Genomic DNA, 15,440 nt, shown 5'->3' with positions numbered 1-15,440 from the left:
CGAGATGCGGTTCCGGCGCGGGCCGGTGACCCTGGGAGGGCAAGCCTGTCAGCGACGAGGAGACTGCCATGTCCATGCTGGACAAGCTCAAGCAGATGATCAAGGGCCACGAGAGCACGGCCGACAAGGGCATCGACAAGGGCGGCGACTACTTGGACCAGCGCACCGGCGGCAAGTACCAGTCGCAGGTCGACACCGGGCAGGACAAGCTGAGGGACGAGTTCGGCACCCGGCCGCAGGACCCCGGCAACCCTCCGCGGTAGCGGCGCGCGGGGGCGGATAGAGTTCCCCCGATGCACACCCCTCACGACCCTTACGTCCGCGTCCGCGGCGCCCGCGAGCACAACCTCAAGGGCGTGGACGTGGACATCCCCCGGGACGTGCTGGCCGTGTTCACCGGGGTCTCCGGCTCGGGCAAGTCCTCGCTGGCGTTCGGCACCGTCTACGCCGAGGCCCAGCGGCGCTACTTCGAGTCGGTCGCGCCCTACGCGCGCCGGCTGATCCACCAGGTCGGGGCCCCGAAGGTCGGTGAGATCACCGGGCTGCCGCCCGCGGTCTCGCTCCAGCAGCGCCGCTCGGCCCCGACCTCGCGCTCCTCGGTGGGCACGGTCACCCATCTCTCCAACTCGCTGCGGATGCTGTTCTCGCGGGCCGGCAGCTATCCCCCGGGCGCGGAGCGGCTGGATTCGGACGCGTTCTCGCCGAACACGGCCGCCGGGGCCTGCCCGCGCTGCCACGGCCTCGGGGAGGTCCACGACACCACCGAGGAGTTGCTGGTCCCGGATCCCTCGCTGTCCATCCGCGAGGGGGCGATCGCGGCCTGGCCGGGGGCCTGGCAGGGCAAGAACCTGCGGGACATCCTGGACACGCTCGGCCACGACGTGGACCGGCCCTGGCGCGAGCTGCCCGCCGAAGAGCGCCACTGGATCCTGTTCACCGACGAGCAGCCGGTCGTCACCGTCCACCCGGTGCGCGACGCCGACCGCATCCAACGGCCCTACCAGGGCACCTATATGAGCGCGCGCCGGTATGTGCTCAAGACGTTCTCCGACACCAAGTCGGCCACCCTGCGGGCGAAGGCGGAGCGGTTCCTGACCAGCACCCCCTGCCCGGACTGCGGCGGCAGCCGGCTGCGGCCGGAGGCGCTCGCGGTGACCTACGCCGGCCGGACCATCGCCGAACTCGCCGCGCTGCCGCTGACCGGCCTCGCGGGGCTGCCCGACGGCGACGACGAGACGGCGCGCGTCCTCACGGCGGACCTGAAGTCCCGGATCGCGCCGGTGGTCGAGCTGGGCCTCGGCTACCTCAGCCTGGACCGGGCCGCCCCCACACTGTCCCCGGGCGAACTGCAACGGCTGCGGCTGGCCACCCAGTTGCGCTCCGGACTGTTCGGCGTGGTGTACGTGCTGGACGAGCCGTCCGCCGGACTGCACCCGGCGGACACCGAGGCGCTGCTCACCGTGCTGGAGCGGCTCAAGGCGGCCGGTAACTCGGTGTTCGTGGTGGAACACCATCTGGACGTGGTGCGCGGCGCCGACTGGGTGGTCGACGTGGGTCCCGGAGCGGGCGAGCACGGCGGCCGGGTGCTGTACAGCGGGCCGCCGGCCGAACTGGCCTCGGTGGCCGGGTCGGCGACGGCCGCGTACCTCTTCGACGAGTCGCCCGGTCCGGCGCGGAAGGTCCGCGAGCCGCGCGGCTGGCTGACGGTGGGGCCGGTGACCCGGCACAATCTGCGCGCGGTCACGGCCCGGTTCCCGCTCGGCGTGTTCACCGCGGTCACCGGTGTCTCCGGTTCGGGGAAGTCCACGCTCGTCGGGGAGTTGACGGAGGAACTGCCGGGGGTGGGCCGGCTGGTGCGGGTCGACCAGAAGCCCATCGGGCGCACCCCGCGCTCCAACCTGGCCACCTACACGGGCCTGTTCGACGTCGTACGGAAGGTGTTCGCCGGCACCGAGGAGGCGCGGGCGCGCGGGTACGGCGTCGGCCGGTTCTCCTTCAACGTGCCCGGAGGGCGCTGCGAGACCTGCCAGGGCGAGGGGTTCGTCAGCGTGGAGCTGCTGTTCCTGCCGAGCGCCTACGCGCCCTGCCCGGACTGCGCGGGCGCCCGCTACAACCCCGGGACGCTCGAGGTGTCGTACCGGGGGCGGACCATCGCCGAGGTGCTGGACCTGACCGTGGAGGCCGCGGCGGAGTTCTTCGCGGACACCCCGGCCGCGGCCCGGAGCCTGCGCACCCTGCTCGACGTGGGCCTGGGCTATCTGCGGCTCGGGCAGCCCGCGACCGAGCTGTCCGGCGGGGAGGCGCAGCGGATCAAGCTGGCGAGCGAACTCCAGCGGGGGCGCCGGGGCCACACCCTGTACCTGCTGGACGAGCCGACGACCGGACTGCACCCGGCCGATGTGGAGGTGCTGACGGACCGGCTGCACGGGCTGGTCGACGCCGGGCACACGGTCGTCGTGGTCGAGCACGACATGACGGTGGTCGCGGACGCCGACTGGGTGATCGACCTCGGCCCGGGCGGCGGCGACCAGGGCGGCCGCATCGTGGCGGAAGGCCCGCCGGAGGAGGTGTCCCGGGCCCGGGGCAGCGCGACGGCGCCCTATCTGGCGCGGGTCATGCCCTGATCGCCCGGGACGGCACCGCTCGCGCCCCGGTCATGCCCTGAGGACCGGGCGGCGCGCCCGGATGTCGCCGAGCGGGCGCGCCTGGGCGCCGGCGACCAGGGCCGCGTGGGTCCAGGCCGGCTCGGAGGCGGGCGGCTGGGCGGCGCGGGCCAGGGTGCGGCGGTCGGGGTGGGTGCCCGGCCGGATCAGCGGGCGTATCTCCACCTCGGCGACCAGACCGCGGGTCCGGGCCACCCTCCACAGGGAGGCCAGCAGGGTGTCCTCGCCGACGAAGGCCGCCGCCGTGCCGGGGCCGCCGTCCGGCCGCCGGTAGCGCAGCCCGACCGGTTGCACCGGTACGCCCGCGTCGAGCGCGGCCTGGAAGACGGCCCGGCGGAAGCGGCCCTGGGCGCGTCCGCACCAGGTGCTGCCCTCGGGGAAGGCGGTCACGGCGCCGCCCGCGCGCAGGGTGCCGGCGATCCGGGCCACCGTGCCGGGCAGGGCGCGCAGCCGGTCCCGTTCGAGGAACAGGGCCCCGCCGCGCGCGGCGAGCGCGCCCGCCAGGGGCCACCGCCGCACCTCGGCCTTGGCGAGCATCCGGGCCGGGCGGACGGCGGCGAGCAGCGGGATGTCCAGCCAGGAGACGTGGTTGGCGACGAGCAGCAGCCCGCCGTCCGGCGGGGCGGGGCCGGTGACCCGTACCCGGACCCCGGCGGCCCGCACGAGCAGCCGGCACCACCGCCGGACCCACGCGGCCGGGACCCGCCCCCCGAACGGGGACAGCGCGATCCCGGCCAGCACCAGGGCCGCGAGCGCGGTCAGCCGCAGCACGGCCCGGGGGACGGACGCGGTGGCCCGGACGGGCTCCACGCAGGCGGCCGGGGTGCACGGCGCGGTGGGCAGCCAGCCGCTCATCAGGCCGGGACGAGGGAGAGGAAGTGGCGCAGGTAGCGCGGGTCGACCCGGCGCATGGACAGCAGGACGTAGAGGTCGGCCACCCCGAAGCCGGGGTCGTGCGCGGGCTCCCCGCACACCCAGGCGCCGAGCCGGAGGTAGCCGCGCAGCAGGGCGGGCAGCTCGGTGCGGGCGGCCGGGGCGTGCGCGGGCGCCGTCCACGGCAGCAGCGGCCGGACCCGGAACTCCTCGGGTGCCAGGTGCCGTTCGCGCACCCGCTGCCAGGTGCCGGCGGCGAGGGCGCCGCCGTCGGCGAGCGGTACGGAGCAGCAGCCGGCCAGCCACTCGTGGCCCCGGTCGGTCATGTAGCGGGCTATGCCGGCCCAGATCAGGCCGATGACGGCGCCGTCGCGGTGGTCGGGGTGGACGCAGGAGCGGCCGACCTCGACCAGCCGCGGCCGGATGGCGTCGAGCGCGGTGAGGTCGAACTCGCCGTCGGAGTAGAGCCGGCCGGCGACGGCGGCCCGCTCCGGCGGCAGCAGCCGGTAGGTGCCGACGATCTGCCCGGTCGCCTCCTCGCGGACGAGGAGGTGGTCGCAGTAGGCGTCGAAGGCGTCGATGTCGTGCCCGGGTTCCGGGGTGGCCAGCAGGGCTCCCATCTCCCCGGCGAAGACGTCGTGCCGCAGCCGCTGCGCGGCACGCACGTCGGCCTCGTCGTGGGCGAGGGTGACGGTGTAGCGGGCGGGGGCCGCGGGCTGCGGGGGACGGTCGAGGGTGGGAACGCCGGTCATGGCTTACTCCTGGGCACGGGCCGGGTCGGCAGGGGCGGCGGGCCCGGTGTGCGCGGCCCTCCGCTCCTGTTCTTCCGATGCCGGTTGGCGTGCGCGTGACCGGTGCCGGGAGCGCGGATGTGGGGCCGGTGAACGCCCCGGTCACCCGTCCTGGGTGACGCAGCCGGCGAGCAGCCGCCCGGCCTCGTCCGGATCCAGCACCCGTTCCAGGACGAGGTCGCCCCTCATGTGCGGGAAGAAGCGGCCGGCGGGCCAGCTCCGCTCGTACGGCGGCGGGTCCAGGACGAGCAGCCGTACGCCGTCCACGACGGGGATGTCCGAGGGGGTGCCCTCGTTCCACACCCAGTCGCCGGAGGGGGTGACGAGGTTGAAGGAGCCGGTGGTGTCCACCTGTCCGGGCCGGTCCCGGCAGACGGCGGCCTCCTCGGCGGACGGGGCCCGGCCGGGCAGGTGGCCACCGCCTATGAGGACGTCGGCGAGCAGGGTGTGCAGCTGGAAGTTGTCGCCGATGCCGGTCATGCGCAGGGCGTAGCCGGTGCCGGTGGGGCGGTGCAGGACGACGAGGGGTTCGTCGAGGACGAGCAGGGCGTAGGCCAGGCACTTGAAGTCGTGCCCGGAGTCCTCCTCGACCGAGCGCAGGGTCCGGAAGAGGCGGGTGCGGGTGCCGGCGTCGAGCGCGGTGCGGACGGCGGCGTGGTTGAGCATGGCGACGGCGGCCATCTCCCAGTGGTGCAGGGTGAGCCAGGCGACGGCCTGGTCGGGGTCCACCCGGTCGAGGAGGTCCTCCGGCGGCTCCTCGGCCTGCGGGTCGGGGAAGTCGCCGCCGCCGGTGGCCGCCCAGCGGTCGCAGAACGCGCGGGCGTCGTCGAGGGCCCCGGCGAGGCCGGCGAGGACGTGGGGTGCGCAGGCGGTGGGGTCGGCGCCGCGTTCGACGCACGCGCCGACGAGCACGGCGACGGTGGCGCGGGGGTACGGCGGCATCTCGTCGAGGACCGCCGCCAGCCGTGGCCCGGCCTCCTGGAACTCCTGGTCGTCCGCCTCGCGGAAGTACCGGTGCAGGTCCTGGTAGTACTGCTGCGAGCGGTCCGCGTCCTGCGCGCGGACGGCGGTCTCGAAACCGGCCACGGCATCACTGAACGGTGCCGTCCGCTTGTTCCCGAAGATCATGGCGGCAGGCTACAGGGGGGCCGGAACACCAGACGGGGCCGGGTGAGCACCTCCCCGGCCCCGCCCGCCCGCCTGATGTCGGCGAACGTATCTTCAGGCGGCGGCTACCTCTTGCCGGCCTTCCGGGTGGCCCGCAGCCACTCCTTGTTCATGCTGGTGATGGACATCAGCGGGATGCCCTTGGGGCAGGCCGTGGCGCACTCGCCGGTGAGCGTGCAGCCGCCGAAGCCCTCCGCGTCCATCTGGGCCACCATGTCCAGCACCCGGGTCTCCCGCTCGGGCGCGCCCTGGGGCAGCACGTTGAGGTGGTTGACCTTGGCGGAGGTGAACAGCATCGCCGCGCCGTTGGGGCACGCGGCCACGCAGGCCCCGCAGCCGATGCACTCGGCGTGCTCGAAGGCGAAGTCGGCGTCGGCCTTGGGCACCGGGGTGGCGTGGGCCTCCGGCGCGGAACCGGTGGGGGCGGTGATGTAGCCGCCGGCCTGGATGATCCGGTCGAACGCCGACCGGTCCACCACCAGGTCCTTGATCACCGGGAACGCGGACGCCCGCCACGGCTCGATGTCGATGGTGTCGCCGTCCTTGAAGGACCGCATGTGCAGCTGGCAGGTGGTGGTGCGCTCCGGCCCGTGCGCGTCGCCGTTGATGACGAGGCTGCACGCGCCGCAGATGCCCTCGCGGCAGTCGTGGTCGAAGGCGACGGGCTCCTCACCGGACAGGATGAGCTGTTCGTTGAGGACGTCCAGCATCTCCAGGAAGGACATGTCGGGCGAGATGTCGTCCACCTCGTAGGTGGACATCGCTCCTTCGGCGCCGGCGTTCTTCTGCCGCCAGACGCGCAGGGTGAGCTTCATGCGTAGCTCCGCTGGGTGGGGTGGACGTACTCGAAGACCAGGTCTTCCTTGTGCAGGACGGGGGCCTCGCCGGTGCCGGTGAACTCCCAGGCGGCGGCGTAGGAGAACTCCTCGTCCTTGCGGGCGGCCTCGCCGTCGGGGGTCTGGGACTCCTCGCGGAAGTGGCCGCCGCAGGACTCGGTGCGGTGCAGCGCGTCGAGGCACATCAGCTCGGCGAGCTCCAGGTAGTCGACGACGCGGTTGGCCTTCTCCAGCGACTGGTTGAACTCCTCGCCGGTGCCGGGGACCTTGATGCGGCGCCAGAACTCCTCGCGGATCTGCGGGATGCGTTCCAGGGCCTTGCGCAGCCCGGCGTCGGAGCGCGCCATGCCGCAGAACTCCCACATCAGCTCGCCGAGTTCGCGGTGGAAGGAGTCCGGGGTGCGGTCGCCGTCCACCGCCAGCAGCAGGTTGATCCGGTCCTCGGTCTCGGCCAGCACCTCCTGGACGGCGGGGTGTCGGTCGGTGACCGGGTCCTGGTGGGGGTTGCGGGCGAGGTAGTCGTTGATGGTGGCCGGCAGCACGAAGTAGCCGTCGGCCAGGCCCTGCATCAGGGCTGAGGCGCCGAGCCGGTTGGCGCCGTGGTCGGAGAAGTTGGCCTCGCCGATCGCGAACAGGCCGGGGATGGTGGTCTGCAGGTCGTAGTCGACCCACAGGCCGCCCATCGTGTAGTGCACGGCCGGGTAGATGCGCATCGGCACCTCGTACGGATCCTCGTCGGTGATCCGCTGGTACATGTCGAAGAGGTTGCCGTACTTGGCCTCGACGGCCTTTCGGCCCATGCGCTTGATGGCGTCGGCGAAGTCCAGGTAGACGCCCTGGCCGCCGGGGCCCACTCCCCTGCCCTCGTCGCAGACGTTCTTCGCGGCGCGGGAGGCGATGTCCCGGGGCACCAGGTTGCCGAAGGACGGGTAGATCCGTTCGAGGTAGTAGTCGCGCTCGTCCTCGGGGATCCGGTGCGGCGGGCGGGTGTCGCCCTTGGCCTTGGGCACCCAGATCCGGCCGTCGTTGCGCAGCGACTCGCTCATCAGGGTCAGCTTGGACTGGTGGTCGCCGGTGCGCGGGATGCAGGTCGGGTGGATCTGGGTGAAGCAGGGGTTGGCGAAGTAGGCGCCGCGCCGGTGCGCCCGCCAGATGGCGGTCGCGTTGGAGTTCATGGCGTTGGTCGACAGGTAGAAGACGTTGCCGTAGCCGCCGGAGGCGAGGACGACGGCGTCCGCGAAGTACGTGTCGATCTTTCCGGTGATCAGGTCGCGGGCCACGATGCCGCGCGCCCGGCCGTCGACGACGATCAGGTCCAGCATCTCGGTGCGCGGGTGCATCTCCACGTTCCCGGCGGCGATCTGCCGGGACAGCGCCTGGTAGGCGCCGAGCAGGAGCTGCTGGCCCGTCTGGCCGCGGGCGTAGAAGGTGCGGGAGACCTGGACACCGCCGAAGGAGCGGGTGTCGAGCAGGCCGCCGTACTCGCGGGCGAACGGCACACCCTGGGCCACGCACTGGTCGATGATCTCCACGGAGATCTGGGCGAGCCGGTGCACGTTGGACTCGCGGGCGCGGAAGTCGCCGCCCTTGACGGTGTCGTAGAACAGGCGGTGGATGGAGTCGCCGTCGTTGCGGTAGTTCTTCGCCGCGTTGATGCCGCCCTGCGCGGCGATGGAGTGGGCGCGGCGCGGGGAGTCCTGGTAGCAGAACTGGACGACGTGGTAGCCCTGTTCGGCGAGGGTGGCGCCGGCCGAGCCGCCCGCGAGGCCGGTGCCGACCACGATCACCGTGTGCTTGCGCCGGTTGGCCGGGTTGACCAGCTTGGCCTCGAACCGGCGCTTGTCCCAGCGCTCGTGGATCGGGCCGGACGGGGCCTTGGGGTCGGTGACCGGGGCGCCGGTCGCGTAGTCGGTGTACGTCATGGGTCAGCTCACCACTCCGGTCATGACGCCCACGGGTACGGCGACGAAGCCGGCCGTGAGCAGCAGCGCGAGGACGTTGGCGACGGTCTTCAGGGCGCGGTCGCGGGCGCGGCTGCCGACGCCGAGGGTCTGGGCGGCGCTCCAGAAGCCGTGCCGGATGTGCAGGCCGAGCGCGAGCATCGCGACGATGTAGATGACGTTGCCGTACCAGGTGGAGAAGGTGTCCACGACGTTCTGGTACGGGTGTCCCTCCTGGAAGCCGCCGGAGTGCACGGTGCCGGTGGTCAGGTCGAGGACGTGCCAGACGATGAACAGCCCGAGGATGACCCCGCCCCAGCGCATGGTGCGCGTCGCGTAGCTCGCCCGCGGCTTGCTGTGGACGTACTTGGTGGGGCGGGCCTTGAGGTCGCGGCGGCTGAGCTGGTAGGCGGACGTGGCATGGGCGACCACGGCGACGACGAGGACGACCCGGATCAGCCAGAGCGTCCACTCGTAGTGCATGAAGGGTTCGCCGACGGTGCGCAGCCAGTGCCCGTAGTGGTTGAACTCGTCCGGGCCGAAGAAGATCTTCAGGTTGCCGATGACGTGGGCGACCAGGTACAGCAGCATGATCACGCCGCTGACGGCCATGACCGTCTTCTTGCCGACGGAGCTGTCCCACACGGTACGCGCCATGGACGGCCGTCGGTCCGTCCGCGTTGCCAGAGCCATGGCACAGAACGCTAGGGCCGAAGGTCCCGATCGGTCCAAGACATGGTGTAGCTTGTTTCCATAGGCTGAGGCTATGCTGGCTGGGTGCAGTTCCAGCAGCTCCAGTACTTCGTGGCCGTCGCCGAGACCCGGCACTTCACCCGGGCCGCCGAACGGGTCCACGTGGCCCAGCCGTCGCTGTCCCAGCAGATCAGGGCGCTGGAGCGGGAGCTGGGCGCGGATCTGTTCCTGCGCGCGCGGGGCAACATCACGCTCACCGACGCCGGCGAGGCGCTGCTGCCGCTGGCCCGGCGGATCCTGGCCGACGCGGACACCGCCCGGCACGAGGTGCAGGAGCTGGTGCAGCTGCGGCGGGGGCGGGTGCGGCTGGGGGCGACCCCGAGTCTGTGCACCGGACTGCTGCCTGATGTGCTGCGCGCCTTCCACGACCGGTACCCGGGCATCCGGCTGCTGATCGAGGAGGGCGGCTCGCACGACCTGGTGCGGGAGCTGGCGCGCGGTGCGCTCGACCTGGCGCTGGTCGTGCTGCCGCTGCCGACGCCGGCGCCCGCGCTGACCACGGTGGAGCTGCTGCGCGAGGACCTGGTGGTGGTGTCCTCGCCGGAGGCGCCGGCACCCGGCCGGGGCGCGCGGGTGATCCGTATCGCCGACCTGGCGGGCGAGCGGCTGGTGATGTTCCGGCACGGGTACGACCTGCGGGAGCTGACCGTGGCCGCGTGCCGGGCGGAGGGCTTCGAGCCGGACTTCGCGGTGGAGGGCGGCGAGATGGACGCGGTGCTGGGGTTCGTCCGGGCCGGGCTGGGGGTGGCGGTGGTGCCGCGCATGGTCGCCACCCGGGCCGGGCGCGGGCTGCGGGTCACCCCGCTGGCCCGGCCCGGACTGCACCGTACGATCGCGCTCGCCCACCGCAGCGACGTGGCCCCGCCGCGGGCGGCGCGCGAGTTGCAGCGGATGCTGCTGGAGCGCTGAGCCGCGGACTCAGCCGAGGACGGCGGGCTTGAGCACCTCCTCGCACCAGCGGCGGAAGCCGGTCGGCGCGGTGCCGGGGGTGACGGGCACGCCGGCGCCGTAGAAGTCCTGCTCGTCGAGGGCACGCATCATGTCGGCCAGGCCCTGGGCCGCGGCCTCGGTGGCGCCGTGCCCGAGGAGCGCCGCCTTCTGCTCCTCGGCGCCGACCCGGCGGAAGCGGACCGGCCGGTCCAGCACCTCCGACACCACCCGGGCCATCCCCTCGGGCGTCAGGTCGTCGGGGCCCGCCAGCGGTACGTCGGCCTGGCCGGTCCAGGTGCCGTCGAGCAGCAGCCGGGCCGCCGTGGCGGCGATGTCCCGGGTGGCGCAGGTGCGCAGCACCCGGTCGCCGGGCACGGCCATGGCCAGCTCACCGCCGTCGCGCAGCGCGGCGGCCTGGGCGAGCAGGTTCTCCATCAGGTACGGCGGGCACAGCGCCCGGTGGTGCACGCCGGTGGCGCGGACCTCGTCGTCGGCGGCCAGCGAGGCCGAGATCTGCCCGGCGCGCTCGGCCACCCCGCGGCCCAGGGTGGAGACGGCGACGACCCGCTCGACGCCCTGCGTCGCGATCGCGTCCACGAGCGGCCGGGTGAAGGCGCGGAAGTGGCCTTCGACGCTGTCGGCGGTGAGTGACGGCGGCACCAGCCAGAACACCCGGTCGGCGCCCGCGCACGCCTTGGCCATGACGTCGGGGTCGGCGTGCGAGCCGGTGACGGCCTCCACGCGGGCGCGTACCCGTGCGGACAGGCGGGCGGGGTCGCGGACGACGACGCGCACCGCTCCCGCCGCGTCCCCGGCGTCGAGGAGGGCGGCGAGGACCTGGCCGCCGATCTGTCCGGTCGGGGTGGTGACGAGGATCATGAGGGCTCCGGAAAGGTGTGCTCGATGTGCGGAAGAAGACGTGCCCGAGCCTGCCCGCGGGGTCCCGGGAACTGAAGGACCGGCCGGCTCAGGGTTGTTACCCTCAGGGCAATACCGAGCGGAGGGGGTGCGGGGTGGACTCCCGCCTGTTGCACTACTTCGTCACCGTGGCCGAGGAACTCAACTTCGCCCGCGCCGCCGAGCGGCTGGGCATCTCCCCGCCGCCGCTGTCCCGGGCGATCCGCCGGCTGGAGGACGAGCTGGGGGTGCCCCTGTTCGACCGGACCACGCACCGCGTCGCGCTGACCGAGGCGGGTGAGGTGCTGCTGCCGGAGGCGCGGTTCGCGCTGGACGCCCTCCAGGCGGCCGGGCGGCGGGCGCGGCGCGCGGCCGGGCCGGACCGGAAGCTGGTCCTGGCGGTCAAGGCCGACGGCGACGCGGGGCTGCTGGAGCCCCTCCTGGAGCACTACGCCGCCCGGCCCGGCGCCCTGCCGGTGACGGTCCGGCTGTGCGCGTGGCGGGAACAGCCCCGGCTGCTGCGGCGCGGGGAGGCGGACGCGGCGCTGCTGCACGAGCCGTTCGACCGCACCGGCCTGGACAGCGAGACCCTGCTCGAGGAGGGCCGGGTCGCCGCCCTCGGCCCGGCCCACCCGCTGGCCGGCCGGGACCGGATCGCCCTCGCCGACCTGGGCCTGCGGCCCGGCGGACTGCACCGGTTCCTCGAAGAGACGCGCGGCGTGGGCCGGGACCTCGCCCAGCTGCTCACGCTCGTCGCGCTGGGCGACACGGTGGCCGTGCTGCCGGCCTCCGTCGCCGGCCGCTATCCGCGCCCCGGGGTCGTCTACCGGCCCGTCACGGACGCGCCGCCCTCGCTCCTGGCGATCGCCTGGCCGCAGCAGTCCCGCTCCCTGGCCACGGCGGCGCTGGTCCGCTCGGCCACCACCGTGGCCGCGACGGCGCGCGGCACGGGGGCCGGCGCCACGGTGCCCGCGGATGCGACCGCCCGCACCCTCCCGTCCACGGGCGAGCGGCGGACCGGCGCGACCGCCGCCGGCGGACCGGCCGCCCAGCCGCTCCCGGGCGCCCATGCCTGACCGGCCGGCCCGGCGGCCCACAGCGGTCCGCGCACCCGCGAGGAGAAGCCCGCCGGCCGGTGTCGACCGCCCGGCACCCGTGCCGCGGTCCGCGCACGCGCGAGGAGGAGCCCGGCAGGGCGCTCCCGGGAGTCCCGTCGCGCGTGGCCGGGAGCGGGACGACGGGACGGCCACCGGGACCGGTCCGCCCGGCCGCTCCCGGCCACGCGCGGCGCGCGCGATGCCGCCGCGGTCATACGAGTTGCCGGCGGCATCGCGCCCGGGGCCGCGGGAGATCCCCGCGCCGCGCGGGGCGCGAGGTGGGGAAAGGACCGGTGGACCGCGGGAGTCCCGGCGCCGGTCAGCCCGTCGCGTCCACCAGGGTCAGGTCGTGGAGCCGCTCCGGTGGGCCGGGGCGGGCGTAGTACCAGCCCTGGGCCGTGTCGCAGCCCAGTATGCGCAGCTGCTCGGCCTGGGCGCCGGTCTCCACGCCCTCGACGGTGACCGCCAGGTCGAGGCTGTGGGCGAGGGAGACGATGCCCTCCACGATCTTCAGGTCGACGGGGTCGGCGGGGAACCGCTGCATGCCCTGGGTGAAGGAGCGGTCGAGCTTGAGGATGCTGACCGGCAGCCGGCGCAGGTTGGCGAGGTTGGAGTATCCGGTGCCGAAGTCGTCCAGGGCGATGTCGACGCCCATCTCGGCGAGCCGGCGCAGCGGTTTGAGGAGGTCGTCGTCGGCGCCGATGAGCGCGGACTCGGTGACCTCCAGGCACAGCGCGTCCGGGGCGACGCCCGCGCGTTCGAGGATGTCGACGGTGTCCTGCACCAGCCCCGGGTGACCGAGCTGGCAGGGCGAGAGGTTGACGTTGATCCGCAGCGGGCCGGCCTGCCCGCCGTGCCGTTCGCGCCAGGCGCGGGCCTGCCGGATCGACTCCTCCAGCACCCAGCGGCCGAGCGGCACGATCAGGCCGGTGTGCTCGGCGAGCGGGATGAACCGGTCCGGGCCGAGCACCCCGTGCTGCGGGTGCAGCCAGCGCACCAGGGCCTCGGCACCGCGCACACTGCCGTCGCCGAGGTGCACCAGGGGCTGGTACTCGATGAAGAACTCGCCGCGTTCCAGGGCGGTCGGCAGGGCCGTGGTCAGGCCGTGCCGGGTGATGGCGCGGGCGTCGGCCTCGGGGTCGGCGAGTTCCGCGCGGTTGCCGCCCGCCGACTTCGCCCGGTACATGGTGATGTCGGCGCTGCGCAGCACCTCGGCGGCGGTACGCTCGCCGGCCGGTCCCTCCACGATGCCCAGGCTGCCGCGGACCAGCAGATCACGGCCGTCGATGCTGATGGGGGTCACGAGCGCGTTCATGATGCGCTCGGCGAGTTCGTCGACCCCGCGCTCGGTGCCGGGGCCGGTGGTCAGGGCCACGAACTCGTCGCCGCCGAGCCGGGCGACCATCTCGCCGGGCGCGGTCGCGCAGGACTGGAGCCGGTCGGCGACCTCCACCAGCAGCCGGTCTCCGGCCGCGTGCCCGAGGCTGTCGTTGATGGTCTTGAAGCCGTCCAGGTCCAGGTAGCACAGGCCGAACCGCTGGCCCTCGCCCGCGTTCAGGGCCTTCTCCAGCCGCTCGAAGAACAGCGTCCGGTTGGGCAGGCCGGTCAGGGCGTCGTGGGTGGCCTCGTAGCGCAGCCGCAGATTGAGCAGCCGGCGCTCGGTGGTGTCCTCCATGAGGGCGAGCTGGTACTGCGGGCTGCCGTCTGCGTCCCGCAGCAGCGAGACGGTCAGGTTGGTCCACAGGACCGTTCCGTCGGGCCGGTTGAACGCCTTCTCCACGTGGTAGTGCTCGCGCTCGCCACGCACCAGCTCCTCGTACAGCCGCCGGATCTGCGGGGCGTCCTCGGGGTGCACCCAGTCCTGCACGCGCCGGCCGCGCAGGGTCTGCTCGGACAGGCCGAACATGCGCAGCAGCGCCTCGTTGACCTGGAGGACGTTGCCGCGGAGGTCGGCGATGCCGATCCCTATGGCGGCGCCCTCGAAGACCGCGCGGAAGCGGGCCTCGCTGGCGTGCAGCGCCTGGGCGACCACGCCCTGTGCCCGCAACGCGGCCTGGGCGATGGCCTCCTGCTCGGCACGGGTGCGCTCGCGCAGCGCCTGGGCGTAGCCGGCGGCCATCGCGTGCTGCAACCGTGAGGAACGCAGCCGCAGTTCGTCCTGGGGGCCGTCCTCGCCGCAGTACAGCACCAGGTAGGCGTCGACGCAGTCCAGGGTGCGGGCCAGCGCCTCGGGGTCGGTGCAGTGCGCGTCGACCAGGGCGGCCCCGACGGCCTTCGCCGCGTCCGCGTCGAAGTTGCGGGCGCGCAGCAGTTCGCTCAACCGGCGGGCGAGCGGCAGGAGTACCTCCGCGAACTCGGCGCGGGTCAGCGAGGTGGAGGTCACCGGGTAGACCGCCCGGCTCCAGATGGTCGTCAGGCGGAGCAGTCTGTCCTCCAGCCCGTCCGGTTCCGCGCTCACGCCGAACGCCCCACGCCGGCGAATCCGGCAAAGGCGTACGGATCCTCGTCCTCAGGTGCCGAGTCCGGGCGCCAGTGCGGCATCTGCACCAGTCCGGGTTCCACCATGTCGTACCCCTCGAAGAACCGCGCGACCTCGTCGCGCGAGCGCATGATCAGCGGGTTGCGAATGTCCTTGTATACGTCCACCGCTCCCTCGGCCCGCTCGGCGGACAGCGGGATTCCCTCGTACGAGGCATGGGTGAGGATCAGCAGGCTGCCGGGCGCGAGCGCCTCCCGCAGCTCGGCCACCGCACCGTACGGGTCGTCCGCGTCGTCCACGAAGTGCAGTATGGCAACGAGCAGCAGCGCCACCGGACGCTTCAGGTCGATGAGCCTCTCCAGCCGGGGGCTGGTCAGGATCTCCTGGGGCTTGAGGAGGTCGGCGGCGATCACGTCCGCGTCGTCGTTGTCCGCGAGCACGGCCTCGCTGTGCGCGACGGCCACCGGGTCGTGGTCGACGTAGACCACCCGGGCGCCCGGTACGGCGGCTTGGGCCACCTCGTGGACGTTGCCGAACGTGGGGATGCCGGAGCCGATGTCGAGGAACTGGGTGATGCCCTCGCCGGCCGCGAACCGCACCGCGCGGCGCATGAACGCCCGGTTGGCCTGCATGACCTTCGGCAGGCCCGGCATGAACTCCATGGCCCGGCGCGCCGCCTCCCGGTCCACCTCGAAGTTGTGCGAACCGCCCAGGTAGTAGTCGTAGATCCGCGAGACGCTCGGCACCGAGATGTCGATGCTGCGTGGGGCCCAGGCAGGACGCTCCATAGATGTCTCCAAAGCGTGGACAGGTGTAGGCGATCCGGTGTTCGAGCTGAGGCTACTGATCGCCCGCCAAAGGAGCGACCCGAAACGGAAATTGACCATCCGTTCCCGGTCACTGCCTGCGGCAAGTGCCCGTACGACCCCGGTCCGTGACCATGTGACGGCCTCGCGGCTCCCGGCGCGCACAACGATCCGCCCCCTCCGTGCGGTACGGAGGGGGCGGAGCTTC

Annotated in this window: 13 protein-coding genes; 4 read left to right on the top strand and 9 right to left on the bottom strand. The window is 73.6% G+C overall.

Translation table 11 applies throughout. From position 1 onward, the window contains the following. Positions 1 to 68: 68 nt before the first annotated feature. Complete coding sequence (locus IE251_RS25750; protein ID WP_030780424.1) at positions 69 to 263, top strand: antitoxin; 195 nt, start codon at positions 69 to 71, stop codon at positions 261 to 263. Between the two features lie 30 nt (positions 264 to 293). Next, the gene (locus tag IE251_RS25745) at positions 294 to 2,624 is read left to right on the top strand and encodes an ATP-binding cassette domain-containing protein (RefSeq protein ID WP_189755403.1); all 2,331 of its coding nucleotides are present in this window, start codon (positions 294 to 296) and stop codon (positions 2,622 to 2,624) included. Between the two features lie 30 nt (positions 2,625 to 2,654). On the opposite strand, the gene IE251_RS25740 is transcribed toward IE251_RS25745, so the two are convergent. From IE251_RS25740 to IE251_RS25715, 6 genes are all read right to left on the bottom strand, one after another. Beyond that, entirely contained in the window at positions 2,655 to 3,518 is an 864-nt protein-coding gene (locus IE251_RS25740; RefSeq protein ID WP_189755402.1) for a lysophospholipid acyltransferase family protein, read from the bottom strand. Further along, complete coding sequence (locus IE251_RS25735; protein ID WP_189755401.1) at positions 3,518 to 4,288, bottom strand: GNAT family N-acetyltransferase; 771 nt, start codon at positions 4,286 to 4,288, stop codon at positions 3,518 to 3,520. The genes IE251_RS25740 and IE251_RS25735 overlap by 1 nt, the downstream gene beginning before the upstream one ends. Before the next feature lie 141 nt (positions 4,289 to 4,429). Then, the gene (locus IE251_RS25730; protein WP_189755400.1) at positions 4,430 to 5,455 is read right to left on the bottom strand and encodes a hypothetical protein; all 1,026 of its coding nucleotides are present in this window, start codon (positions 5,453 to 5,455) and stop codon (positions 4,430 to 4,432) included. Between the two features lie 104 nt (positions 5,456 to 5,559). Beyond that, positions 5,560 to 6,309 (bottom strand): succinate dehydrogenase/fumarate reductase iron-sulfur subunit, encoded by a 750-nt coding sequence (locus IE251_RS25725; protein ID WP_189755399.1) that lies wholly within the window; start codon positions 6,307 to 6,309, stop codon positions 5,560 to 5,562. Beyond that, positions 6,306 to 8,252, bottom strand: a complete 1,947-nt coding sequence (locus IE251_RS25720; RefSeq protein WP_189755398.1) for a fumarate reductase/succinate dehydrogenase flavoprotein subunit — start codon at positions 8,250 to 8,252, stop codon at positions 6,306 to 6,308. Before IE251_RS25720 ends, IE251_RS25725 begins: the two co-directional genes overlap by 4 nt. A 3-nt stretch (positions 8,253 to 8,255) precedes the next feature. After that, positions 8,256 to 8,927 carry a succinate dehydrogenase gene (locus IE251_RS25715; protein ID WP_189755397.1) on the bottom strand — a complete coding sequence of 224 codons (672 nt, stop codon included), beginning with the start codon at positions 8,925 to 8,927 and terminating at the stop codon, positions 8,256 to 8,258. A gap of 120 nt (positions 8,928 to 9,047) precedes the next feature. Between IE251_RS25715 and IE251_RS25710 the strand changes: the two genes are divergently transcribed. Further along, positions 9,048 to 9,932, top strand: a complete 885-nt coding sequence (locus IE251_RS25710) for a LysR family transcriptional regulator (protein ID WP_189755396.1) — start codon at positions 9,048 to 9,050, stop codon at positions 9,930 to 9,932. A gap of 9 nt (positions 9,933 to 9,941) precedes the next feature. On the opposite strand, the gene IE251_RS25705 is transcribed toward IE251_RS25710, so the two are convergent. After that, positions 9,942 to 10,832 (bottom strand): NAD(P)H-binding protein, encoded by an 891-nt coding sequence (locus IE251_RS25705; protein WP_189755395.1) that lies wholly within the window; start codon positions 10,830 to 10,832, stop codon positions 9,942 to 9,944. 134 nt (positions 10,833 to 10,966) lie between these two features. On the opposite strand from IE251_RS25705, the gene IE251_RS25700 reads away from it, so the two are divergent. Further along, positions 10,967 to 11,926 (top strand): LysR family transcriptional regulator, encoded by a 960-nt coding sequence (locus IE251_RS25700; RefSeq protein ID WP_189755394.1) that lies wholly within the window; start codon positions 10,967 to 10,969, stop codon positions 11,924 to 11,926. A 340-nt stretch (positions 11,927 to 12,266) separates the two neighbouring features. Here the strand turns inward: IE251_RS25700 and IE251_RS25695 are convergent, their stop codons facing one another. Together IE251_RS25695 and IE251_RS25690 are read right to left on the bottom strand one after the other, a co-directional pair. Next, complete coding sequence (locus IE251_RS25695; protein ID WP_189755393.1) at positions 12,267 to 14,405, bottom strand: putative bifunctional diguanylate cyclase/phosphodiesterase; 2,139 nt, start codon at positions 14,403 to 14,405, stop codon at positions 12,267 to 12,269. Next, positions 14,402 to 15,214: an SAM-dependent methyltransferase gene (locus IE251_RS25690; RefSeq protein WP_189755392.1), complete on the bottom strand. Its 813-nt coding sequence runs from the start codon at positions 15,212 to 15,214 to the stop codon at positions 14,402 to 14,404. Before IE251_RS25690 ends, IE251_RS25695 begins: the two co-directional genes overlap by 4 nt. Between the last annotated feature and the right edge of the window lie 226 nt (positions 15,215 to 15,440).

The organism is Streptomyces eurythermus, from assembly GCF_014649115.1.
In the GTDB taxonomy this organism is placed as follows: domain Bacteria; phylum Actinomycetota; class Actinomycetes; order Streptomycetales; family Streptomycetaceae; genus Streptomyces; species Streptomyces eurythermus.
This window is presented reverse-complemented; position numbering and strand designations above follow the sequence as displayed.

What these genes read in the sequence shown, in the direction of transcription:
- IE251_RS25690 (WP_189755392.1), bottom strand. Translation starts at nt 15,214, where the DNA reads ATGGAGCGTCCTGCCTGGGCCCCACGCAGCATCGACATCTCGGTGCCG.
- IE251_RS25740 (WP_189755402.1), bottom strand. Translation starts at nt 3,518, where the DNA reads ATGAGCGGCTGGCTGCCCACCGCGCCGTGCACCCCGGCCGCCTGCGTG.
- IE251_RS25705 (WP_189755395.1), bottom strand. Translation starts at nt 10,832, where the DNA reads ATGATCCTCGTCACCACCCCGACCGGACAGATCGGCGGCCAGGTCCTC.
- IE251_RS25725 (WP_189755399.1), bottom strand. Translation starts at nt 6,309, where the DNA reads ATGAAGCTCACCCTGCGCGTCTGGCGGCAGAAGAACGCCGGCGCCGAA.
- IE251_RS25745 (WP_189755403.1), top strand. Translation starts at nt 294, where the DNA reads ATGCACACCCCTCACGACCCTTACGTCCGCGTCCGCGGCGCCCGCGAG.
- IE251_RS25720 (WP_189755398.1), bottom strand. Translation starts at nt 8,252, where the DNA reads ATGACGTACACCGACTACGCGACCGGCGCCCCGGTCACCGACCCCAAG.
- IE251_RS25750 (WP_030780424.1), top strand. Translation starts at nt 69, where the DNA reads ATGTCCATGCTGGACAAGCTCAAGCAGATGATCAAGGGCCACGAGAGC.
- IE251_RS25735 (WP_189755401.1), bottom strand. Translation starts at nt 4,288, where the DNA reads ATGACCGGCGTTCCCACCCTCGACCGTCCCCCGCAGCCCGCGGCCCCC.
- IE251_RS25715 (WP_189755397.1), bottom strand. Translation starts at nt 8,927, where the DNA reads ATGGCGCGTACCGTGTGGGACAGCTCCGTCGGCAAGAAGACGGTCATG.
- IE251_RS25730 (WP_189755400.1), bottom strand. Translation starts at nt 5,455, where the DNA reads ATGATCTTCGGGAACAAGCGGACGGCACCGTTCAGTGATGCCGTGGCC.